Source organism: Paenibacillus brevis, from assembly GCF_018919145.1.
GTDB classification, from domain to species: Bacteria; Bacillota; Bacilli; order Paenibacillales; family Paenibacillaceae; genus Fontibacillus; species Fontibacillus brevis.
The window spans coordinates 1-23,357 of sequence record NZ_JAHLQJ010000030.1; the positions used below are offsets into that span (position 1 = coordinate 1).

The following is a 23,357-nucleotide window of genomic DNA, read 5'->3' on the forward strand; positions in this document are numbered from 1 at the left end:
GTGTATTTCGTGACTATACTTAAACTTCTTGCTTAGGCTGTCCCGAAGTGTACTTTTGGGACAGCTTCTTTTGGTTTCATTAGGGGATTCAGACCCTGCAAGGTATAATAAGGATATTGAATCAGTGGAGGATACATAAATGAATGAGAATACAATTCCGGGCAGCAAGCGCTGCATCCGGTGCGGAGAGCATAAGCCGCTCAACCATTTTCTAAAAAGAACCGGAAAGCGTTACGGCAAGGGAGTCCGGCGCGGAACCTGCCGCAGCTGCAGGAAGCAGGTGAAGCAGGCCGAAGCATTAAAAGGAATTCCTCCGCTCGAGCACACGGGACTTGCGGCCGTTTCCGCTAAGGATAAGTCATTACGTCATGTGTCATTACCTGTACCGCCCATATATCCGCAAGGCCAGCCCGATGCCAGTCTGCTGAGACCGAACCGTCAAGGAAAGATCAGAATGCGGGGGCGGACAGACAAAGGCAGCCGATGGCATCAAGAGATCGAGCTTGATTTAGCCGTCACACTTGTGAAGGAGTATGCCGCGGTCGTCGTTAACCGTCATACGATTCGCAGACTGTACAGCAACAAGGACTTCCGCCGTTACATTCTGACGCGCGATCATCACACCTGCTTCTTTTGCGGCGGGTATGGAGATACGATTGATCACTTGCTGCCGAAAGCGAAAGGCGGGCATACTACCCCACTCAACTGTGTCTGTGCCTGCAATGAATGCAATCAGTTCAAGGCGGATCGTGATCTCGATGAGTTCTCGCAGCGCAAGATGCCGGCCGATGAGGCATAACGACCATGCCAAATACGCCAGATGATTATTCGGCCGCGGAATGAACGTATTGCGGCAATTCTCTGCCATGAAGCAGCCATAGCTCGTGCAGCGCACGGGTACAACCAACGTAAAGAAGTCTCGCGTCTTTGGCTCCATAGTGAGCTGTATCCACATCCGTCAAGATGACCGCATCAAATTCTAGTCCCTTCGATAAGTAAGCCGGCAGCACGGAAATCCCTCCCGTATATTGCCGCTGTTCTCCACCGATCAAATGAATATCGAAGCTCCTGGCGGCAAGCGCCCCATGGAGCTCACGGGCCTCATCCATCGTCCTCGTCAAGAGAGCGACAGTCCGGTGGGAGCCCTCGAGCACTTTCGTCAACGTCTCCGCAATCACCAATTCCCTGTCCCTCTCCACTATCTTGAGCAGGTTGACCGGCTCGCCGCTGCGGAATACCGGTACAGCCAGCAGATCCGTTCCGACTCCCCGTTCCAGAATGCCGTTCGCAAAATCAATAATTTCCATCGTGGAGCGATAGCTGCGGGTCAAGGCATAGTAAGCTTTATCCTCAGGTTGAAATAGAGTCTGCATTTCCTCCCAGCTTTGAACGCCTTTATAATAATGAATGGCTTGGGACAGATCGCCCAGAATCGTGAAAGAATGCCCCTTGACGAACTGGTCAAGCACAACCACCTGAAGCGGACTGAAGTCCTGGGCTTCATCGATGACCACATGGTCAAAGGTCATCTCCCCCTCAATCTCTTGGATTCTGGAAAAAATATATAATAAGGCAGCAAGGTCTTCTTCCTTTACCTGGCCTTCCTTCAAATAGGAGCGGGTCTCCTTCAAAATGGAGGAAGGCATCCCGTCCGCTTTGTCCTGCATCAGTCTCTTGTAAATAGCAAGCGAGTCCAGTTCCGGCCATTTCTTGGCATAGGACTTCTCCCGCTGCTGCGCCTTCTTCTTCCGCTCCTTCAGAGCTGCTGCTGACGGGGATTTCTTCAGCTCCATTTCAATCCACCGATGAATCCGTGCCAATACCCTTTCCTTGCGCCTTGCAATCGGGTAATGTCTGTATTCGCCATTGAACCAGTCGGCGATGACGCTAAACGGCAGCCTGGCCCCATCCCAAGGCTCAAAATCCTGCTCCGGTACACATGCAGGCTCAAGACGATCCAGATAGCTGTCGAGAATAGACTTAAACTCCATCGAGCCTTTAAATCTGCCTGGATATTCTGGATTTTCCTTACCAGAATGCGTAGCGCTTTGATGATTATCCAATGAATCAAACCAGCGTGTCAGTTCATTTGCATCGTCCTGCGGCGCATTCTCCAAATCAAGCAATCGCGCAGCCCAATCCGCAAACGTGCTTTGCTGGATATCTCCTACGCCAAGCTCAGGCAGTACCTCGGAGATATAATCGATAAACATATGGTTGGGGGCGAAGATGACCATTCGTTCGGCCTTGATCTGTTCCTTGTACTGATAGAGCAAGAAGGCAAGCCGATGAAGAGCAACGGTGGTTTTTCCGCTCCCCGCAACTCCTTGAATGATCAGTGCCGTATTTTTGGCTGCTCGGATAATCAAGTCTTGTTCCGCCTGAATCGTAGAGACAATATCTCTGAGCCGGTTGTCCTTGTTCTCGCCAAGCCGATAGACGAGGAATTCGTCGGATACGGCCGGGCCTTCGCTCTCCCGGTTATACGTATCGGCAACCCGCTCCAGGATGCCTTGCCTGATCACCAGGTTCCGCTTCAAGTACACAAGTCCTTCTATCTCACCCTCTGGTGCCTCATACGAAGCATCATCACCGCCCGTAAATGAATAGAACAAGCTCGCTACCGGAGCCCGCCAGTCGATGACGACCGGCTTGCTGCTCTCCGGATCATATACCCCTTGCTTGCCGATATACAGCTCGCTCTTGCTCTTTCCCGCCTCTGCAAAATCAAGCCTCCCGAAGTAAGGCTCCCGCACCGACCTCGCAAGCTGTTGCCTGCTCTCTTCCCGATGCGCCTCCAGCATCTGTTCGGTGAAATCCTGGCCCGTATAAACCGGAATGCTCTTTAACCGGGTCAATTGGCTGTCGACCATCTGCAGCATATCCTCCAGCCGCCGCTTCTCTTCTTGATAGGCACTTTGAAAATCTTCCATCTTTTCAGTTACCTCCTAAGGTTTTATTTTTTGCCCCGGCCATCAATTTCTTAAATCTGAGAATTCCGAAGTCAAAAGGAGTTTTATTATAGCACTCGTTATTTGAAAAAGCGAATACCGTTCCGGATGGCTATGAACACAAAAGCGCAGCCCCGGTCTTACGACCGATGCTGCACCTTTTAGCTGATTACAATTTAACTCCGCCTGCTTCCAGTAATTCACGTACCGCTACACTGACCATGATCAGACCCACGACTGGCGGAACGAAGGAGTTACTTGCCGGCGGCTGCTTGGCTTTACGGATTTTGGCCTCGGGAGACACGATCTTCTCCGTAACATCCTTACGCGGTCTTACTGGCGGCTCGGTTGAGAATACCACCTTTATGCCCTTCTTGATCCCGTCTTCACGCAGCTTCGTACGGATGACGCGGGCCATCGGGTCCATATGCGTCTTGGAAATGTCGGCCACCTGGAATTTGGTTGGATCCAGCTTGTTCGCGGCCCCCATACTCGACAGAACCGGAATATTCCGCTTGCGGCATTCCTTTATGAGATGAATCTTGTAAATAATCGTATCAGAGGCGTCCAAAATGTAATCGATGTCGTATTTGAACAATTGCTCATAGGTCTCTTCCGTATAGAACATATTCAGTGCGATCGTCTCGCATTCCGGATTGATCAGTTTAACCCGTTCACACATCAGATCGGCTTTCTTCTGTCCGATTGTAGTCGTCAAGGCATGAATCTGACGATTGATGTTAGTAATATCAACAGCATCCTTATCGATCATAATGATGCGGCCGATGCCCGTACGGGCCAGGCCTTCCACTGCCATCGCTCCGACACCGCCGACGCCGAGAACGGCTACAGTGCTGTTCTTCAGAATTTCAAGCCCTTCTTCTCCAATAGCAAGCTCGGTCCGTGAAAATTGATGAAGCATCCTTTAGCCTCCCAGTTATTTCTCTTGTCCAGGCTTCTTCGCCAGCTTGATGTGAAGCTGCTCAAGCTGCGGTGTGTCCACCTCGGAAGGAGCGTTCATCAGCAGATCTGTCGCACTCGCGGTCTTCGGGAACGCGATCGTCTCGCGCAGGTTGGAGCGCCCGGTAAGCAGCATGACCAGACGGTCGAAGCCGAAGGCGATCCCGCCATGCGGCGGTGTGCCGTAGTCAAATGCATCCAGCAAATAGCCGAATTTGTCCTGGGCTTCTTCCGGACTCAAGCCGATGGCCTTGAACATTTTCTCCTGAACATCGCGCTTGTAGATCCGCATGGAGCCGCCGCCTACCTCGTAGCCGTTCAACACGAGGTCATAGGCTTGCGCAAGAATCTGACCCGGATCGCTCTCGAACAGGTGCAGGTCTTCTTCACGCGGACGAGTGAACGGATGATGCTCCGCCACATAGCGTTTTTGATCTTCATCCCAGCCGAGCAGCGGGAAGTCTACGACCCAAGCGAACTTGTACACACTGTCGTCGATCAGGCCAAGATCGCGGCCAATCTTTAGACGAAGCGCACCCAGAACGTCGGCCACCACCTTCTTGGTGTCGGCAGAGAACAAGAGCAAATCTCCCTCTTCAGCATCGGTACGGGTCTTCAACGCTTCAATCTCTTGCTCGCTAAGGAATTTCACGATCGGTCCGCGGAATTCGCCTTCCTTAACCTGAATCCAGGCCAATCCCTTCGCACCGTAACGGGCAGCGTATGGTCCAAGGTCATCAATATCCTTACGGCTCCATGTGCCGCAGCCCTTTGCGTTCAGCACCTTCACCTCGCCGCCCTTATCAATGACAGAGGCAAATACTTTCGCACCGCTTCCGGCAACGATGTCGCTGACGTTAACGAGCTCCAGGCCAAAACGCAGATCCGGCTTGTCAGAGCCGTATTTACCCATAGCATCTGCATAAGACAGACGCTGGAACGGTGTCGGAATCTCGATTCCCTTGGTCTCTCTGAACAAACGAACGACGAGTTGCTCCATCATGTCTAGCAGCTCATCCCGGCTCAGGAACGAAGTCTCGATGTCGACCTGCGTGAATTCCGGCTGGCGGTCTGCACGAAGATCCTCGTCCCGGAAGCAGCGTGCGATCTGATAATAGCGTTCAATGCCGCTGACCATCAGAAGCTGCTTGTACAGCTGAGGGGATTGCGGCAACGCGAAAAATTCTCCCGGATGTACCCGGCTTGGCACGAGATAATCCCGCGCGCCTTCCGGCGAGCTCTTGGTCAGGATAGGCGTTTCCACCTCGATGAAGCCTTCCCCGTCGAGGAAATCGCGGAACACTTTAGCTGCTTTGGAACGAAGCCACAGCGTATTTTGCATCTCCGGACGGCGCAGGTCCAGGTAACGGTATTTCAAACGCAGCGATTCATCCACCTCTACTCCGTCTTCAATGAAGAACGGAGGCGTCTTGGCTGCATTCAGCACTTCAATCTCTGTAATTCGCACCTCGATTTCGCCGGTCGGCAAATTCGAATTCACGGTTTCAGGGTCTCTTTTCACCACGGTGCCGCTGACAGCCAGCACGTATTCGCTCCGCACCTTGTCAGCAATTTGCAGCGCTTCTCCGGAATAAGCCGGATTGAAGACAATCTGTACAATCCCGCTGCGGTCACGCAAATCGATGAACAGGACGCCCCCCAGGTCGCGGCGGGTTTGCACCCAACCATTCAATGTTACTGTTTCTCCAATATTCGCGGGACTAAGTGTGCCGCATCGATGAGTACGCTTCATACATTGACAATCCTTTCATTGGTAAAATAGTGTAGTTGTTATTTCAATGCGTCAACCAGCTCGTGGAGCTTGATCGTCCGCTGTTCACCTGACTCCATTGACTTCAGAGCAATTTCACCGCGCTCCAGCTCATCATCGCCCAAAATGGCGGTATACCTCGCCTGCATCCGGTCAGCAGATTTCATCTGCGCCTTCATTTTGCGGCTCAAATAATCCTTCTCGGCAGAATAACCCGCCTTACGCACCTTGAACAGCAGCTTGGATATTTCCTGATCCGCAGCTTCTCCCAAAGAGATCAAGTAGACGTCCAACGGCTTCGCCGCCGTCAGTCCGACTTCCTGCTTTTCCAGAATCAGAGCAATCCGTTCCAGTCCGAGTGCCATGCCAATGCCTGGCTGATCCGGCCCGCCAACATCAGCGACGAGTCCATTGTAGCGTCCGCCGCCGCCAATGGTATCGATCGCACCAATGCCTTCCGCCTTGTACTCAAATGCGGTGTGGGTGTAGTAGTCAAGGCCGCGTACCAGGCGATGGTTGATGACATAATCAATCTCCATCGCGGTCAGCAGCTCCTGCACCTTGGCAAAATGCGTGCTGCACTCCTCATCCAGACTGTCCAGAATTGATGGTGCACCGCCGAATTTATCCTGATCCACCTTGCAATCCAGCACCCGAAGCGGATTACGCTCCATCCGGGATTGGCAATCCTTGCACAAGGTTTCCTTCATCGGCAGCAAGAAGGCCAAGAGTTTATCCCGATAAGCTGCCCGGCTTGCCGGATTGCCTACGGAATTAATCTCTACTTTCACGCCCTTCAGTCCCAGCTCTACGCAGTATTGATATCCCAGCGCAACAACCTCGGCATCAATGGCCGGATCCGTGGCGCCAAAGGCTTCCACGCCGAATTGATGGAATTGCCGCTGCCGTCCGGCTTGGGGCCGCTCGTAGCGGAACATAGGCCCGATATAGTACAGCTTGGTCAGATCCGGATCTCCATAGAGCTTGTTCTCCACATAGGACCGTACAACACCGGCCGTTCCTTCCGGTCTAAGGGTCATCCAGCGCTCCCCTTTATCCTGGAACGAATACATTTCCTTCTCGACAATATCAGTAGTTTCTCCTACCCCGCGTTCAAATAGCGAGGTCTGTTCAAAGATCGGGGTCCGAATCTCGCCATAATTAAACCGGCGGCACAGATCCCGCGCTTTCTCCTCGATAAATTGCCATTTCTCAACGGTTCCCGGCAGCAAATCCTGCGTCCCGGTCGGTTTTTGAAAAGCCATATCCTTTTCCTCCATCCTCTATGCTCATCCAAATTTTGGACATTAAAAAAACTCCCGCCCCTGTCAACAATAACAGGGACGAGAGTCTGGAATTCCATTCACCCGCGGTACCACCCAAGTTCCGAATGTTCATCTAGGGAACATTCGCTTCATAACGGATAACGCCCGCATGCGCCTAACGTCTACTGGACCGGGGAGGAAGCTTATCAAGCTTCTTCTAGCTGTTCGTCGTCGGTTCTCGGGGAGGTCCTTCCTTCAATCATCACCAGAATCCTTCCAGCCTCATGGGATTCCTCTCTGCGGATGTGGGGTTGAAGTACTTTGTCCCGTCATCAAATCAGTATCAAACTGTATATTCCATGATTTTAAGCAAGTACAGCGACAAAGTCAAGCCTATCTGTAGACAGACAGAAAAAAACCTGTACCAACGGGGCACAGGTCCAAAAGTTAAATATATTAAAAGGGGGTCATGCTGTTATTATAAACAACCAATGTTAAAGAACGATGAAACGAATATTACAGTTACATTACAAAAAATCTGTCAATCAATCTAATCGTTCGACAAATGCCCCCATGCCTCGCAGTTTGTGAATGATCATTTCATAATCCTCATCCTTAGCTTTCAAGCTTAGCACATATTTCAGGTTACTGTAATCTTCGTCGCTGTAGGAAGAAACATTCAGCACCGGATCCATGACCCCGTCCTCCCGCCGTTCTGGCAGTTCATCCCTGACCGTTCCTTCTTCATTAACGGAATCTTGTTTGGAGAGAACCGGAATCACGCCCTGTGCAGAAGCCGTGCTTGGCAACCCGGCAACGCCGGCAGTACCTCCTCCATTGGATACGCCTCCGTTAATGGGCATAAATGGCACTAACAAATTGCCATTCCGTCCAATCGAGGTATCTAATGCACCGACCTCCACCTGCTCCGTCTCAAAGGTTAGCAGACTTGTTCTTGCCCCCTCTGCTTCATCCTCGCTCCTGAAATAGGCCTGAATATGCTTTGCCATCCCTTTTACCTCCCTTATTCCTGTTTTTTTGGTTTACAGCTTCTTGAGCAATTCTCTGACAAACGCCGGTTCATCCTTCGGCGTACGCGAGGTCACGAAATTCCCGTCGACAACAACCTCTTCATCCCGAAACGTAGCACCCGCATTAGTCATGTCGTCCTTCAGCGGCGTGAAGGAAGTGATTGTTCTGCCCTCCAACAGCCCTGCACTGATCAGAATTTGAGGACCATGGCATATTGCTGCAATCGTCTTTCCCGCCTTGTTCATCTCTGTTACAAAATCCTGGACCGGCTGACTGCCGCGCAGACCCTCGGGAGACGAGCCCCCTGGAATCACGACGGCGTCAAAGTCAGAAGCCTTCACATCCGCAATAGCCGCCTCCGTTTCATATTCTGCCTTTCCTTGCTTGCCCTGAACCTTCCGTCCTGCCAGAAGCCCGATAATGACCGCTTCATGTCCGGCTTTTTTTACTTCTTCATAAGGAACCTGCATCTCGGAGTCTTCAAACTGGTCTGCCAGTAAAAATGCAACTCTGCTCATCTGACCATTTCCTCCTTACTCAATCCTTTAGTATGTTAGAGATCCTCTAATTTCCTGAGTCCATTACTTGAGTCGTGCTCGTCTTGTTATTACCCGTTTACTTCTCTTTTATAACAATGCTCCTCCCCCACAACTCCGGTTCGCTTCATACTCTCAACAAAATGACGCTGCATGAAGAAGCACCAAATTATCAGCGGCATCAGCGCATTGAAAAAAGCGCCAATCCAAGGAAGACTCCCTTGGAGATTGGCGCTTGTGTGTTTACACATCCCGTGCTTCTTATTCGGCCCGAACCAGCTTTCCGAATAAGGCATATCTCGCATTATTGAATTCATAAGAGCAGGTGCATAGGGCGACAATTCGTTCATTGGCAGCTACCGGTACATCGCTCATAAAGGTTGAATCCTTTTTTAATGCATCGATATAGGTCAGAAAATCCTGGTCATCATGAAATTGGTGCCGGATAAACTCGTAGTCCCCATCCGCGACGATTCCGGCAAAAAACTCCAACGTATATACCCCGGACGGGGTATATAGTCGCATGGAAGGATGTTTATCGAAATACTCCTGGTCCTTATATTTCGCTAAGGATGAGAACATGGAACCGTCTTTCATATTGTGACCGTAAACGATCGTAGTCTGCCCCGAGAAATCACCTGCAGTCCGATAATCAACAAAGAGACTGCCAAGCTTGTTCTTCTTGCCACTAAATAAATGAGTCAAATAGTACTCGTTATCTGTCCCCTGCACGATGGGGTAGTCGATGATCCGGTCCTCTGACGAGATCCAGGCTACCACCTCCGAATTAACCTGTATCAGGGCAGAAAAATTTATCTCTCTTACCGGATTCACAGCGATCTCTGCAGGAACACTAATGACGTCTTTTTCTGCTGTCAATTGATTCTCTGCCTGAATCCGGAGCAGAGCATAAGCTTCATCTCCCTGACTATATTCATGCTTCTCATCCATAAGGATATAGCAGGAATACAGGAGACCCAGAAAACAGATGACCATCAAAATGCGCAGCAGCTTATGAATCCCGGCAAAGCGGTTTAAAGTTACTTTGTGTCTGTTTTTGCTCATGCTCATGCTGCTTAAGGATTGATCTCATTTTTCGGGTATCTTCTGCTTCGCAGAATAGAATCCGTCAAGAATAATGCGGCCAACGCCAGCAAGAAGAAGATGAATCCGAACTTAGCTGCTTGCTGGAAGGAAGTGTCACCCGTTTTCGGTGTTCCTTTCGTTGCCCCCTCATTGTTATTATTTCCCTCACCGCTTTGATAGCCGACAGGCGTGGCGACATCGGAATCTCCTCCGATTGAATCCTCGCCGGCGGGCTCTCCATCCGGCAGACCTTCACCGTCATTACCGTCTAGGTCTCCATCGTCTCCGTTCGTAGGCTCTTCATGGCTTGCAGTGTCCTTTGTGTTGATAAAAGCCGCACGATGCGTCACGCCGGATTGGATCACTCCCGAGGCACCCGCACTGGAGGTCGCATATCCTTCTCCAGAGTAATCCTCTTCCGTTACAACATAATTTGTACCTTCGGGAAGTCCAGAAATGGTAATGCTCTCTCCATGGGCCAGCGAGAAGCTGCCTCCGCTTTGAATGGAACCATGAGATGCGCCTCCGCTTCCCGTAAAGCTGTAGAAGCCTGCTGCACCGTTTAGAATGATGGAAAAGTTAAACCTCTTCCCGCGATCGCCATCATCTCCCGCCACAGACTTGGCGATAGACAAGCTGCCCAGACCAACTGAATCGTCCGGTACGGAAGGACCTGGACCCGGCTCCGACGGCACATAAATATTCTTCGTATTTACGAACGAGGCAGTCCATACGGAATCGGTCAGGATGATACCCGTGTCGCCTTGACTCGATTGGGCATAGCCCTCAGCAGCGTAATCTGCTTCTGTCACGGAATACGTTGTATCCTTGGGAAGGCCAGCGATCGCAATACTTTCTCCATGAGCCAGGGAAACAGTGTCCCCGCTCTTAATTCTGCCGTCAGCCGCACCGCCGTTTCCGAAATATTCATATTCCCCCGAAGCACTGAATTGAACTGTAAAATCGAACTTTTTGTTCTGATCACCCGCATTACCGGCTACAGTCTTACTAATGACCAGACTTCCCGGCTTATCCTTCGTATTCGTAAATGCGGCAGACTGAGTATCATCCGCAGTAATGATGCCAGCAGCATCAATACTTGTGGTGATGTAGCCTTCCGGGGAATAATCCGTTTCCGTTACCGTATATTCCGCGTCCTTTGGCAAGCCGGTAATGATAATTCCTTCCCCATGGGCTAGAGCGATTGTATCACCGCTGCTGATCGTACCATGGCTTGCACCGCCGGTTCCAATGTAGCTGTATGTGCCTCCGGCTCCGGTGAATGTAACCGTGAAATCAAACCTTTTATTTAAATCTCCGTCATTCCCGGCAACCGTCTTGCTGATGGCGAGATTGCCCGCGGTATTCTCAAGGTAGTTGGCTACCGCCAGCAGGTTAGAGCCAGTGCCGATCTTACCGTCAATGGAAGTGACGACAGAAGGGCCGGAAGTATCCACGCTGACCGTATGGGCCGTATCATCCAACGTATAGCCGAAAGGAGCAGCCGTCTCTTTAAGCACATACTGTCCGGCCGGGATCGCTCTCAGCGTCAGCTTGCCGTTTGCAGCGCTGACAGCCTTGCGGATGACTGTGCTGCCGTCCTCCGAGAACAGGGTGAATTCAGCGTCCGAAAGCGCAGCGGCTGTTGCTCCATTCGTCTTGGTAATTTCCAGCCAACCGCCTCTTTGCATTGTCGCCAAGCTATCTGCATTGCTGATTGCATAATTCACAGCTTGATTTTCTGCGTTGACATTACCTTTAGACAATCGCACCTGGTTGGTAACGGAGCCCGGCTCACCAGTAATGTCTGTGACATAAGTAAAGCGATAAGCCTTACTGCTATCTGGAATGATGAAGGTAAGAACACGGGTTGCATTGTCGTATGAGATATTGCCGTCCAATACTAGAACAACGGGATTCCCTTCCTCAAGCGTTCCATTCTCCTTCAGCGTCAATTCCGTAGCAGTAATATTGCTGTCCAGCAACAATACGCCCTTGGAATCAGTGCGCAAGTCAAGACCGATTGGCAATGTATCTTCAATTCTCTCTCCGATATTTGTCAGAGCATAAGGGTTATAATCCACGGTCCAGTTCAGTGTACCCTGCTGAGGAACTGAGTAGGACTTTTTAAGAATCTCGCTCTTAATCGAAACGTTCTGATTTCTGGATACTCCAGGCGTCCATTTTTCAGCAAGAAGTTGCAAGTTATTTGTGATGTTTGTAGTCTGGTTTCTGTTAAAATAGCCGTCAAGCGTACTTTCGTTCGGTTTAGCTTTCACTAAAATAACATAAGGCTTGTTCAGCGGACTGAAGGTGAAAGTAGCTTTGCCCGTCTCAGTGAAATCGGCTGTCAATCCCGCCACAGGATCCGGCGTGATATCAACAGCATTCACAGAAGAGCCTGAGCCTGCCGTTCCCTCGAATACAAGGTAGTTCTGGCCAGGTGCAATCTCCGTGAATTCCCAACCCGCCGGCAGGGCATCCGTGACCGTCACTGCCCCCAGCGCCTCATCGTCCGCATTTTTCACGGCATCGAAATCCAGGCCGTCCGCGTTGATGCTGAGCCGGAAAATAACCGACTTGTCGGTATAATCAAAGCCTTCCGCAGCGTTGACCGTGCGCTGAATGTTAACGCCTGCAGCCGGATCGGCTTGCGCTTCGTGCTTCAGCAGCTCCTTCTCCAGCGTTCGGCTGTCATAATTCACAGTGCCAGTAGCTGCATTCAACTTTTTGATCCCGTCAAATAGGGAGGCTGTGTTAGATACATTGGAAGGCTTGTTGCCTGCAAAGATATCCGGATCTACCACAAGTGTCTTAAAGGAAAAACGATTGGCCGTACTCGTCGAAAGGTTCGTGATTTCCAGCAGATCGGCAACATGCTCGCCTCCCTGCTCGATCGCAATAGCATTCAAAATCCCGTCGCCCGTATAACTGCCGGTTACATATTTCAAGCCATGGCGCGGAGTAAGGTCCGTTTTATTAATGCCTGGCGGGAGACCCGTTACTGCATCAAGGTCAATGCTGTTTTTGTAGACGAGCAGGTCATACACCTTCATCCCCGGAATGCTTTGCCCTTTAGCATCCACATTCACCGTCCAGGTAATCTCGCGGTTGGCTTTATCCAGAGTGCCGGACTTAGTAATAGCATTATAGCCGATGCCCACTCCGATGCTGCCTGTGCTCGGATTCACTCCGGCCGGCTTGCCATCCCAATCTAGCGTCGCTGAATTGTAGAATGTTGTAGTGCCCGTCGTAATATCAGTGTCCGTCACTTTGCTCGTGATAATCAGGCGAGCCATATCACTGGTAGTTCCTGAAAGTGTATATTCACTGTTAATAGGCTCTGAGGAAACATCACTATAGTGAGTCCAGGTCGATCCGTCCGTTGAGGTCTCCCACTTGGCCGATACAAAGTCCAGACCATTTGGCAATTGATCCTTGATCGTCAGATTTTCCAGGTCGGCCATCGCACGGTTGGCCGTAATCGTCCAAGTAATTGTACGGTTGCTTGGATCGTAAATACCCCCAGGGGTTTCATCACTTTTATCCCCGCTTTTTTCAATCGATTTCGGCGGAGTAAATGTCACCGTGGTTGATCCTTCCTTGACGGTGACATTGTCCTTAAGCAATTCCGCAGTATTGCCTATAGATTGATTATTGTTAGCATAGTATTTATTTTCCGGAATTTTCGTCTGGAAAGTCACGGTCTGCGGGCTCACCGAATTGTCAGAAAAAGTATATTGAATTACATTTCCAGTTATAGGATCAGGCGTAACAGGAGTTCCGCCCATTTTGAAGGACCCTGCCACCAATTCTCCTACCCCCGCTAAATTATCGCTGAATATGTAATCCTTAAGGTCCAGCGAATTACCGCTCTGAGTCGCACTAATATCCACTTGCCACTCAACCGTCCGATTGGACAAATCCACAGTGCCGCTTTTCCCAATATTGTACACGATCTCAGCCGGAGGAATATTTACGGTATAGGTCTTTCCAAGGATCATTACTGTATGATCGCCTTCAGATCCCGCGCTTCCGCTGTCGTCATATTGCAGTTTCGCTGTAAATTCTCCGCTAACATCATAATAGCCGCCAATTCCATCGAAAATATCGGCGTCCCCGTTAAAATAGACATCCGCAGTTACGGTGTTTCCCGCTTGTGACAAACTCGCATCAGCAAGCTGCTTAGATCCGAATTTAAGCGGAGGAATCGATTCCGGTAAGGCGGAGAAGCCTTGGCTCAACAGAATGCTTGCAGTATCCCCGTATTCAACGATCTCTGGCGGAACCGGATCATCTCCCGCAACCGGAACACCGAAGGAAACTATAACCTCGATCGGTTCCTTCCCGTTAATTTTATCTGCTTGCGTAATTACCTTGCCGTTTTGTATAATCACTGCCGACAGGTTTGTCAGTATCCCTGTCTTATCGCCCGCTGCTGTCGCCGTCCTGCCAACGGGGGCCACGGTGCCGATCAGGACGACCAGAACCAGCAGCCAATTCATAAGCTTAGATCCCATTAAAACATCTCCTTCTTCAGATCAATCTGTATCTCTCAGCCCTTACTAATCTGTAATTATTCTAATTTAAAGGCTTCTTTACGAAAGCATATCAGAGTAGATCTTGAGTCGCTTGAAGAGGAAGATAAAAATTTGATATAAATTTTCCTTTGAAAGAAAATGATTTTTTTATAAAGTGGAATACGCATATTGACGATAAATATGAGGATGAAACCACGGGAAGGAGAGTTATGGCTATACGTTTTTCTGGACGTATGTCATGCACAATAGACATGCACTTAGGGAGATTACTAGAAGAATTGATCGACATAGCAAAGAAACCAAAAACGGATTTTGCAATTAGCATGAATATGACCCCTAGCGGATTGAGCAAGATTTTGACCGGAAGCAGACTTCCTGTGACAAAGGAAAAAAAGCTGTTCATTAAACTGGCCGCCGACTACTTTTCTGAACATACTTACTCTCATGCGTGTTATTTAAAATTCAAGGATTTATTTCCCGTCATCTATGATTTTAAATCTTTGGAGGATTTACGCTCGTTTTTAACTTATGCGATTGAGTATGCGCTGGATAAAGATCTGGCGACCGCCAATCAAGTGAATTTGGAGTATGTAGAACGGGGATTTTACTTTTTGGGACGGAAGCCTGTCCTTAATCTGCTGTGTGTCATGCTATCCGACCATCTCGTCAACGATTCCGATGAACCTTTAGAAGTCTACAGCACAATTCCTACCTATGATCCGGCCTACTCTGAAGTTCTCTTGAAATCACTGATTGTGAACCCGGAAAAATGCGCTCATGTTGTCTTCAATCATTTTTTTAACGGGGCGCTTCACGAGTCATCCAGCAGTGGAAAGGGAGTCTCGCTAAACTTTATTTCCGTCACGCAAAGAGGCTTTAATCTAAACCTGTGGTCGACTGCAAGCGATCTGGGTCAACCCTTCCTACTGTTAAAGGGAAAACTTCTATTGATGTTTGATTCGCAAATCGACGGAACGCCGTTATTGATCCCCATTGCTCATAAGAGCTACTTGAGCTTGTTTTACAACAGCCTTATGAATAAGGACATCCGGAAAATCAGCTACAGTAGAAGCGAAGCCATTGCATTTTGTGAGGAGAACCGTCATATTGTGTCAGCGTTATTTAATCAAGGAGTCGATGCCGTATTTAACTTTACTTCCATTGGGTACTTGCTGAAGGAGGAGGAAATCAGCTCCCTGCCCGGCAGTGAAAAGATAGGCAAGTGGGCTTGGCTGTTGTTCCAGCACATTATGAATGAAGGCACGGAATTTTATGTCTCTCTTGCCGCGATGGAACGCTTTGCCGCAACCGGGAAGGCTGTCGTTCCTTTTATTGGCGCCTATTCCTTCCCTGCCGGGCACCGTGCCCCCTATATGCAGCGCTTCAATCAATATCTGATGGATGAGGATAGCTTCAGCAGGATTAAGTTGTTGGATAGCCATCTTACCAACATGGCCATTCTTTATGCAGGGAACTTCTGTCTTATTTATGCCATTGACGATGAATATGCCCTGGAAAGAATTCATATTTTCGACAGGGACAAGGTCAGTCCTATTCTGGAGAAGATGATCAAGGGCAACAAGTTAGTGGATCTCAAATTTTCAAGCGAATTATGGAATACCTATCAAGAAGGCTTGTTAAGCAACGTTTAGGCAAAATAAAAAGGGCAGCGAATGGAATCTCTCCGTTCGATTGCCCTTTTTATTTATTCTTTCAGGTTCTTTTTTTTCTGGGATTAGCCATGCCTGAAGACGGCTTCATCTCTCTGCTGATGAGTAACTCCTCATCCTGAGCGGACCGGGCGAGGGCCAGTGTCTCTGATCTCTCACCGGTTACGAGCAAAGGATGGCACTGCCAAGCACGGTCATTCGCGGTTTGACGCATTGAAGTTTCGGCTCCTTAGGCGAAAATCTCTAGTGAATTTATAGAGATTATCCCCCAGAAGACCCCGCTCTATTCCATAACCGAGCAAATGGCGATAGGCTAAAAGTAATTACGCGAACGGGTGCTCAAGCATAAGCGTGACCGGTCCCCAATTGACCAGTTCCACATCCATATCAGCGCCGAATCGTCCGGTCTCAACGGAGATTCCCTTTTGTTCCAGCATTTGATTGAACTTCTCATACAGCGGCAGAGCCTTCTCCGGCCGGGCCGCTTCAATAAAGCTCGGACGTTTGCCCTTCCGGGAATCACCGTACAGAGTAAACTGGGACACCGACAGAATAGAGCCGCCAATATCGGTCAGGCTCAGGTTCATTTTACCCTCGGGATCTTCAAATATCCGAAGCCCTGCAATCTTATCAGCAAGATAGGCGGCATTCTCTTCTGTATCTTCATGGGTAATGCCAACCAGAAGCACGAGCCCGGCACCGATAGAGCCGATCGTGTCTCCGTCAACGGTTACCCTCGCTTGCTTGCAGCGCTGCACAACTACTCTCATGCTTGTCCGTACTCCCTTACTTATTGCATTATCCGGTGAACTGTATATACATCCTTCACCCGTTTGATTTTTTCCACTACAGATTGCAAATGATCCGTGTTGCGAATCAGGATCGTCATATGAACAAGTGCCATCTTGTTCTTGTCCGAACGGCCTGAGACCGCTGAAATGTTGGTCTTACTCTCCGATACAGCCTGTAGCACCTCGTTAAGGAAATTACGGCGGTCATGCCCCGTAATCTCGATATCCACGCTATAGTTCGCTTCGATGGCATGCTCCCATTCTACATCAATGACCCGTGCTGCCTCTTCGTCATCCGAGCCGTTAGGGATGTTCGGACAGTCACTGCGGTGAACGGATACTCCGCGGCCACGCGTGATATAGCCGATAATATCATCTCCCGGGACCGGGTTACAGCATCTTGCAAAGCGAACAAGCAGGTTGTCGATTCCTTTGACCACAACCCCGTTCGTCGGTCTCGGCTTCCGCTCCTCGGCTGCCTTAACCTCCTTGACCTCGGATGTCAGTTCCGTAATGCTGCTCTCCTCTTGCTCCTTGCGCAGCTTCTCGGTCAGCTTGGTTGCAATCTGCGCCGCTGTAATTCCGCCAAAGCCGACAGCCGACAGCATATCATCAATGTCATTGAAGGCAAACTTCTTGCACGCCTCCATTAGCTTATCATCCGTCATCCATAACGGAGCATCGATGCCGGCACGCTTCAGCTCCCGTTCTATCGCCTCACGGCCCTTCTCGACGTTCTCCTCACGCTTCTCTTTCTTGAACCACTGCTTGATCTTACTGCGTGCATGAGAAGATTGGGCAATCTTTAACCAGTCCTGGCTAGGACCATAAGAATGCTTGGAGGTGAGAATTTCCACAATATCGCCTGTCTTGAGACGATGATCAAGCGGGACAATTCGTCCGTTTACCTTGGCTCCAATCGTCCGGTTGCCGACCTCCGTATGAATCCGATAAGCAAAATCAAGCGGAACCGATCCAGACGGAAGCTCGATAACTTCCCCGGAAGGCGTAAATACAAATACAAGATCCGTGAAAAAGTCCATTTTGAGCGACTCCACGAATTCCGAAGCATCCTTGGCCTCATGCTGCAGCTCGAGAATTTCATTGAAAAAGGTCATCCGTTTCTCCGGTCCCCCGGATTCAGGTCCTTCCTTATATGCCCAGTGAGCCGCGATCCCGTACTCGGCTGTCCGGTGCATCTCCCAAGTACGAATCTGAACCTCCGTAGGCTCGCCATTTGGTCCAACGACGGTCGTATGCAGGGACTGGTACATATTCGCCTTGGGCATAGCAATATAATCCTTGAACCGCCCAGGCATGGGCTTCCAAAGCGTATGAATAATGCCTAATGTGGCATAACAATCTTTGATATTGTCCACGATGATCCGAATGGCCAGCAAATCATATATTTCGTTAAATTGCTTGTTTTTCGTGGTCATTTTTTTGTACACACTGTAAATATGCTTCGGACGGCCAGACAAATCGGCCTCGACGCCCATTTCATCCAGCTTCTCGGAAATCCGCGAGATGACGCTGGCAATGTATTCTTCACGCTCGGCCCGCTTCTTGCGCATCAGATTGGCGATCCGGTAATATTGCTGCGGATTCAAATAGCGGAGAGCGATATCTTCCATCTCCCATTTGATCGCCGAGATCCCCAGACGGTTTGCAATCGGACAGAAAATCTCCAGTGTCTCGTAAGCAATGCGCCGCTGGCTCTCTTCCGATTGGTATTTCAAGGTTCGCATATTATGCAGACGGTCCGCCAGCTTGATCACAATGACACGGATATCCTGAGCCATAGCGATAAACATTTTGCGGTAATTTTCGTTCTGCTGCTCTTCCTTGGATCTGAACTTGATCCGTTCGAGCTTGGTAAGACCGTCAACAAGCATCGCGCAGTCCTGGCCGAAATGCTCATGGATTTCCTTCAGGGAAACCGTCGTATCCTCTACAACATCGTGCAGAAGCGCAGCAATGACGGAAAGTGCATCCATCTGCATATTAACGACAATTTCAGCCACCGCCAATGGATGCAAAATATACGGTTCTCCGGATTTCCGCACTTGACCATGATGTGCCTGCTCCGCAAAATCGTATGCATCCCGGATGCGCTGAAGCTCCGGTTCTTTTATATAGGCAGACGCCTTTTCAAGTACTCGATCTATGCCCATTGAATCCTGCCCGATTCCTTTCTATATTCCCCAAATTAGATTTCCTATAATTATGACTCTTGCTCTGGTATACGTCAACTCTTGGCTTATAGCATAAAAAAAGCGGAGTTTTAAAATGTTCGAAAAATTCTTGTTGAAAAAAGTCGGTAATCTATATAATCTAGTAAGGATGGTCTTTTGATAACGTGAAATTGAAGAGGAGTGAACCTGCTTGCAACGTGAAATTCAGGTCAATGAAAAAGTTCCTTTTGGACAAGGCACACTGCTGAGTATCCAGCACTTGTTCGCTATGTTCGGCAGTACGGTATTGGTGCCAAACCTTTTTGGCGTCGATCCTGCGATGATTCTGCTGATGAACGGTATTGGCACATTGCTTTACATCTTTATTTGTAGGGGTAAGATTCCGGCCTATCTCGGGTCCAGCTTTGCTTTCATTTCTCCCGTGGGCGTTGTGCTCGCCAGTAACCCGGGCAATGGGTATTCGCTTGCATTGGGCGCATTTATCATCACCGGCGTCATTTTCATTCTTGTCGGTCTGCTGGTCAAATATGCCGGCACTTCTTGGATCGATGTTGTATTTCCTCCCGCTGCGATGGGCGCTATCGTCGCATTGATCGGTCTGGAGTTGATTCCGATAGCTGCTGAAATGGCTGGTTGGATTTCGCTGGACGCGTCGAATCCATGGACTCCTGATCCGCAAACCATCCTTCTCTCCCTTATTACCCTCGGCGTTACCGTACTTGGAGCTGTTCTCTTCCGCGGTTTCCCAAAAATCATTCACATTCTGATCGGTATTGTAACTGGATATGTAGTTGCATTCTTCATGGGGGCTGTAAATACGGAAGCGATCGCAGCAGCAAAGTGGCTCTCTATGCCGACTGTAACCACTCCGCAATGGAGTACCTCAGCGATCATTACCATTATTCCAGTCTCGCTGGTTGTCATTGTAGAGCATATCGGCCACTTGCTGGTCACCAGTAACATCGTAGGCAAGGATCTATCTAAGGATCCCGGGCTGCATCGTTCCCTCTTTGGGAATGGCTTGTCTACAATTCTCTCCGGTTTTGTCGGCTCCACACCAAATACAACCTATGGGGAAAATATTGGTGTCATGGCGCTTACGAAAGTATATTCCATCTTTGTAGTAGGCGGTGCGGCAATTATTGCGATTCTGCTGTCCTTCTCCGGTAAATTCTCAGCATTGATTGCGTATATTCCAACACCGGTTATGGGCGGAGTATCCTTGCTGCTGTTCGGTGTCATTGCGGCCTCCGGGCTTCGGATCTTCGTAGAGCAGAAAGTCGACTTCTCCAAGGCAACAAATATGCTTCTCGCAACTGTCGTATTGATTGTCGGCCTCAGCGGAACCAAGCTGACCATGGGCTCGGTTGAACTGAAGGGCATGGCTCTTGCCACGATCATAGGCATCCTGCTTAGCCTGTTCTTCAAGCTGATTCAAGTGCTTGGCTGGTCAAATGATAAGGATGAAGCAGCTCACTAACATTCAAAAAAGAAGCCTGCCGGCAAACAATATCGTTTGCTAGCAGGCTCTTTTTCTATAGCGTTCCCTTAGTTGTCGTACTGAACTAACGAGTAAACATCAATTCCTGGGAGCTTCGCACGGCCGTTTAATTCACCAAGCTCAATCAGAAATGCCGTACCTACAACATTGCCTCCAAGCTGGCGCACGAGTTCTACTGAAGTGGAAATCGTCCCTCCTGTAGCCAGCAAATCATCAGCGATCAACACATTTTGCCCCGGCTTGACCGCATCACTATGCATGGCCAATACGTCTGTGCCATATTCAAGGTTATATTTCACCTCAATGGTGTCATAAGGAAGCTTGCCTTTTTTACGAATCGGTACGAATCCAACGCCAAGGGCGTAAGCGAGCGGAGCCCCTACAACGAAACCGCGCGCCTCCGGTCCGGCAATCAGATCAATCTTAAGGTCTGACACAAGCTTTCTTAGCTCATCAATAGCCAGACGGTACTTCTCTCCGTCATTCAGCAAGGTCGTGATGTCCTTGAAGCTGATTCCCGGCTGCGGAAAATCCGGAATGACGCGAATATAATCCTTGAAATCCAATACAATCTCCTCCTAAAAATAATCCATACGATACGGCACTCATTAAGAAACTCCCTGAATTTGCGGCTGAAGCCACTGCGAAATTTGCGGGATTTGCCCATGAAGCAGGATTTGCTCCATTTCTGCCAGTCTGGCAAGCTCAAGATAACGCTGCGAGGTTTCCAGCGGTTTTTTGGATGGAGATTCATTCACCAGCAGTTCTCCCTCTTGACGGGATACGAATTCAAGTTCCTCGAATACATCCAAGACCATTTCCAGCATTCTTCTGGACAAGGCTGTCCGTGCTTCAAGCAGCGGAAGAAGCTCTGCCTCGGGAATTCTCCTTATCGTGAGCGCTCTCAGCAGTGCATAGACCTCCTTGAACAATTCACGGGAAGGCGGCCTTAACACCTCTTGAGCCGTTATATTCGGGTGAAGCAGGTAAATCCTCTCAAGCCCCTTGAAGATGGACAGCATCCTGTTCCATTCAACCGGAGAATCCGGCAATTCAAGAACGAACAAGGAGCGCACTTGCTCCGGATGGACGGTACATTCCGGCAGCCCTTCCAGACGAGCGCCGATTCTCCTATCATATACCCAAACGGGGAGTTCATTCAATTGATTTTCAATCTCTTGCTGTACAGGAGAATTAACAAGCACAGCCTCTGACTCGGCGGCCTCATTCTGTATACGTCCCAGACCTCCGATGAGCTCCAGCAGCTTCGCAATCGGATGTCTAGTTCCCCGGAAATCAAATACCTGCATATGCGGAACTCTAAGATCCTGTATCAATAGCTGCGGCTTACGCGAACCATTCCATTCATTAATTCCTGCCTCTGCGATCAGGTCCACTTCCGCCTTCTCGGAGAGGCAACACGCCAAATCGCCTTTGCCAAAGCAGACAGCCTCCACGAGGATATCCTGCTGCCGCAGGAGCACCCTTAAATGCTTGCCTTCTTTGCCAATCTGCTTTGCTTCTTGCAGAGTAGCGCCTCGAATCATCAGGCGCGGATTCGGGTTTCCCATTCCATAGGGCGCAAGAAGCTCAAGCTGTTCCAGCGCCGGCAGCGTAATGTCGCCCAGAGCACACTCCACATCACTTTCCATCCAGGGGACGAGCTGCTCTGGTGTCATTTTAAGTTCGGCATAACGATTTAAACTCTGCTCGAATGCTCCAAGCTCTCTGCGATGCAGCGACATCCCGGCAGCAGAGGGATGGCCGCCGTAATGATGGAGCAGGTCGCTGCAGTCCGTCAATGCTTCATAGATATCAAAGCCCGGAATGGACCGCGCCGAGCCCTTGCACTCCCCGGTCTCCGGGTTTATGGCAAGAACAATGACAGGGCGGTAATACCGCTCGAGAATTTTGGAGGCTACAATCCCAACTACGCCGACATTCCACCCTTCTCCCGCCACAACAATCACATCCGGACGCTCTGGATCGCGCTTCTTTTCTTCTACCTGTTCCAACGCCTGCTCCAGAATATCTTCAACCAGTTCCTGCCGCTCCTTGTTAAGCCGGTCCAGTGCTGCCGCTCCCTGCTCTGCTCTCTCGCCGTCACTCTCGGTCAGAAGCTCCACCGCAAGATTGGCATGGCTCATTCTTCCGCTTGCATTGATGCGCGGGGCAAGTCCGAAGGCCACTTGAGTTGAAGATACCTCGCCCCCCTTCCAGCCGGCAATTTGCAGTAATGCTCTGACGCCGGGAAAGGCCGAACGACTCATGGATTGCAGTCCATGCTTAACCAGAATTCGGTTCTCATCCGTCAAAGGCATCAGGTCTGCAATTGTACCAATAGCCACAAGCTCAAGCCACTCAGTTGGCACTTCATGCTCTAACAAAGCGGCGGCAAGCTTATACGCTACACCAACCCCGGCTAATCCCTTGAACGGATAAGAACAATAAGGAAGCTTCGGATTAATGAGTGCATAAGCTTGCGGCAATTGTGCAGGCGGTTCATGGTGATCCGTCACAATAACATCTATTCCAACACGGGAAGCAAATGCGATTTGCTCTACAGCACTGATACCGGTGTCGACTGTAATAATCAAGGATACACCCCGAGCCTTTGCTTGCTCAAGGGCAGGGATATGTAGTCCGTAACCTTCCTTGGAGCGATGAGGAATATAATATTCAAAATCTGCACCCAGTCTACGCATCAGTTGAATCATTAAGGAGGTTGAGGAAGCTCCGTCCGCATCATAATCTCCGTAGACAAGTATGCGCTCGCATTGTTCAAGTGCTTGCCGGATTCGCGGGACGGCTTCCTGCATACCGCTCATTAGAAAAGGGTCATGCAGTTCTTCAAGATGACCGCGCAGCAATTTGGAGACATCATCTGCATCATGAATGCCACGAGCAGCTAATATCGAGCCCACCAAGGGAGAGAGATTCATCTGCCGTGCCAATTCCTCCCCTGTACGTTGATCACCAGAAGAGTTTCGCCATTCGTATTTGGAGTGAAGCACCCCTTCACCTTCTTTCCAAACCATTCTGATCCAGAACAGATCAT

Annotated in this window: 16 protein-coding genes; 3 read left to right on the forward strand and 13 right to left on the reverse strand. The window is 49.7% G+C overall.

Going from position 1 to position 23,357, the window contains the following annotated elements; translation table 11 throughout:
* The first annotated feature begins 139 nt into the window (after positions 1–139).
* Entirely contained in the window at positions 140–799 is a 660-nt protein-coding gene (locus KQJ23_RS22140) for an HNH endonuclease (RefSeq protein WP_216481083.1), read from the forward strand.
* 25 nt (positions 800–824) lie between these two features.
* Here the strand turns inward: KQJ23_RS22140 and KQJ23_RS22145 are convergent, their stop codons facing one another.
* The 8 genes from KQJ23_RS22145 to KQJ23_RS22180 all read right to left on the reverse strand — a co-directional run bounded on the left by KQJ23_RS22145 (position 825) and on the right by KQJ23_RS22180 (position 14,121).
* Positions 825–2,933 (reverse strand): HelD family protein, encoded by a 2,109-nt coding sequence (locus KQJ23_RS22145; protein ID WP_216481084.1) that lies wholly within the window; start codon positions 2,931–2,933, stop codon positions 825–827.
* A gap of 187 nt (positions 2,934–3,120) precedes the next feature.
* The gene (locus KQJ23_RS22150; RefSeq protein WP_216481085.1) at positions 3,121–3,873 is read right to left on the reverse strand and encodes a tRNA threonylcarbamoyladenosine dehydratase; all 753 of its coding nucleotides are present in this window, start codon (positions 3,871–3,873) and stop codon (positions 3,121–3,123) included.
* A 15-nt stretch (positions 3,874–3,888) separates the two neighbouring features.
* Entirely contained in the window at positions 3,889–5,664 is a 1,776-nt protein-coding gene (gene aspS / locus KQJ23_RS22155; RefSeq protein ID WP_216481086.1) for an aspartate--tRNA ligase, read from the reverse strand.
* Between the two features lie 38 nt (positions 5,665–5,702).
* Positions 5,703–6,947 (reverse strand): histidine--tRNA ligase, encoded by a 1,245-nt coding sequence (hisS, locus tag KQJ23_RS22160; protein WP_216481087.1) that lies wholly within the window; start codon positions 6,945–6,947, stop codon positions 5,703–5,705.
* Positions 6,948–7,492: 545 nt separating this feature from the next.
* Positions 7,493–7,957: a hypothetical protein gene (locus tag KQJ23_RS22165; RefSeq protein WP_216481088.1), complete on the reverse strand. Its 465-nt coding sequence runs from the start codon at positions 7,955–7,957 to the stop codon at positions 7,493–7,495.
* 33 nt (positions 7,958–7,990) lie between these two features.
* Positions 7,991–8,497, reverse strand: a complete 507-nt coding sequence (locus KQJ23_RS22170) for a type 1 glutamine amidotransferase domain-containing protein (RefSeq protein WP_216481089.1) — start codon at positions 8,495–8,497, stop codon at positions 7,991–7,993.
* A 279-nt stretch (positions 8,498–8,776) separates the two neighbouring features.
* Positions 8,777–9,580, reverse strand: a complete 804-nt coding sequence (gene srtB, locus KQJ23_RS22175) for a class B sortase (RefSeq protein ID WP_216481090.1) — start codon at positions 9,578–9,580, stop codon at positions 8,777–8,779.
* Between the two features lie 11 nt (positions 9,581–9,591).
* A complete protein-coding gene (locus KQJ23_RS22180) occupies positions 9,592–14,121 on the reverse strand; it encodes a DUF7601 domain-containing protein (protein WP_216481091.1) in 4,530 nt (1,509 codons plus the stop codon).
* Positions 14,122–14,270: 149 nt separating this feature from the next.
* Between KQJ23_RS22180 and KQJ23_RS22185 the strand changes: the two genes are divergently transcribed.
* Positions 14,271–15,794 (forward strand): hypothetical protein, encoded by a 1,524-nt coding sequence (locus KQJ23_RS22185; protein ID WP_216481092.1) that lies wholly within the window; start codon positions 14,271–14,273, stop codon positions 15,792–15,794.
* 61 nt (positions 15,795–15,855) lie between these two features.
* Here KQJ23_RS22185 and KQJ23_RS22190 read toward each other — a convergent pair whose 3' ends face one another.
* From KQJ23_RS22190 to KQJ23_RS22200, 3 genes are all read right to left on the reverse strand, one after another.
* Positions 15,856–16,026 (reverse strand): hypothetical protein, encoded by a 171-nt coding sequence (locus KQJ23_RS22190; protein ID WP_216481093.1) that lies wholly within the window; start codon positions 16,024–16,026, stop codon positions 15,856–15,858.
* Positions 16,027–16,135: 109 nt separating this feature from the next.
* Positions 16,136–16,582, reverse strand: coding sequence for a D-aminoacyl-tRNA deacylase (gene dtd / locus KQJ23_RS22195; RefSeq protein ID WP_216481094.1), 447 nt, complete (start codon positions 16,580–16,582; stop codon positions 16,136–16,138).
* A 20-nt stretch (positions 16,583–16,602) separates the two neighbouring features.
* On the reverse strand, positions 16,603–18,777 hold the full coding sequence (locus KQJ23_RS22200) for a RelA/SpoT family protein (protein WP_216481095.1): 2,175 nt from the start codon (positions 18,775–18,777) through the stop codon (positions 16,603–16,605).
* 211 nt (positions 18,778–18,988) lie between these two features.
* Here KQJ23_RS22200 and uraA point away from each other — a divergent pair, with 211 nt between their 5' ends.
* The gene (uraA, locus tag KQJ23_RS22205) at positions 18,989–20,278 is read left to right on the forward strand and encodes a uracil permease (protein WP_216481096.1); all 1,290 of its coding nucleotides are present in this window, start codon (positions 18,989–18,991) and stop codon (positions 20,276–20,278) included.
* 68 nt (positions 20,279–20,346) lie between these two features.
* Here uraA and KQJ23_RS22210 read toward each other — a convergent pair whose 3' ends face one another.
* Together KQJ23_RS22210 and recJ are read right to left on the reverse strand one after the other, a co-directional pair.
* On the reverse strand, positions 20,347–20,865 hold the full coding sequence (locus KQJ23_RS22210; RefSeq protein WP_216481097.1) for an adenine phosphoribosyltransferase: 519 nt from the start codon (positions 20,863–20,865) through the stop codon (positions 20,347–20,349).
* 42 nt (positions 20,866–20,907) lie between these two features.
* The gene (gene recJ / locus KQJ23_RS22215; protein ID WP_430522327.1) at positions 20,908–23,313 is read right to left on the reverse strand and encodes a single-stranded-DNA-specific exonuclease RecJ; all 2,406 of its coding nucleotides are present in this window, start codon (positions 23,311–23,313) and stop codon (positions 20,908–20,910) included.
* Positions 23,314–23,357: the final 44 nt, after the last annotated feature.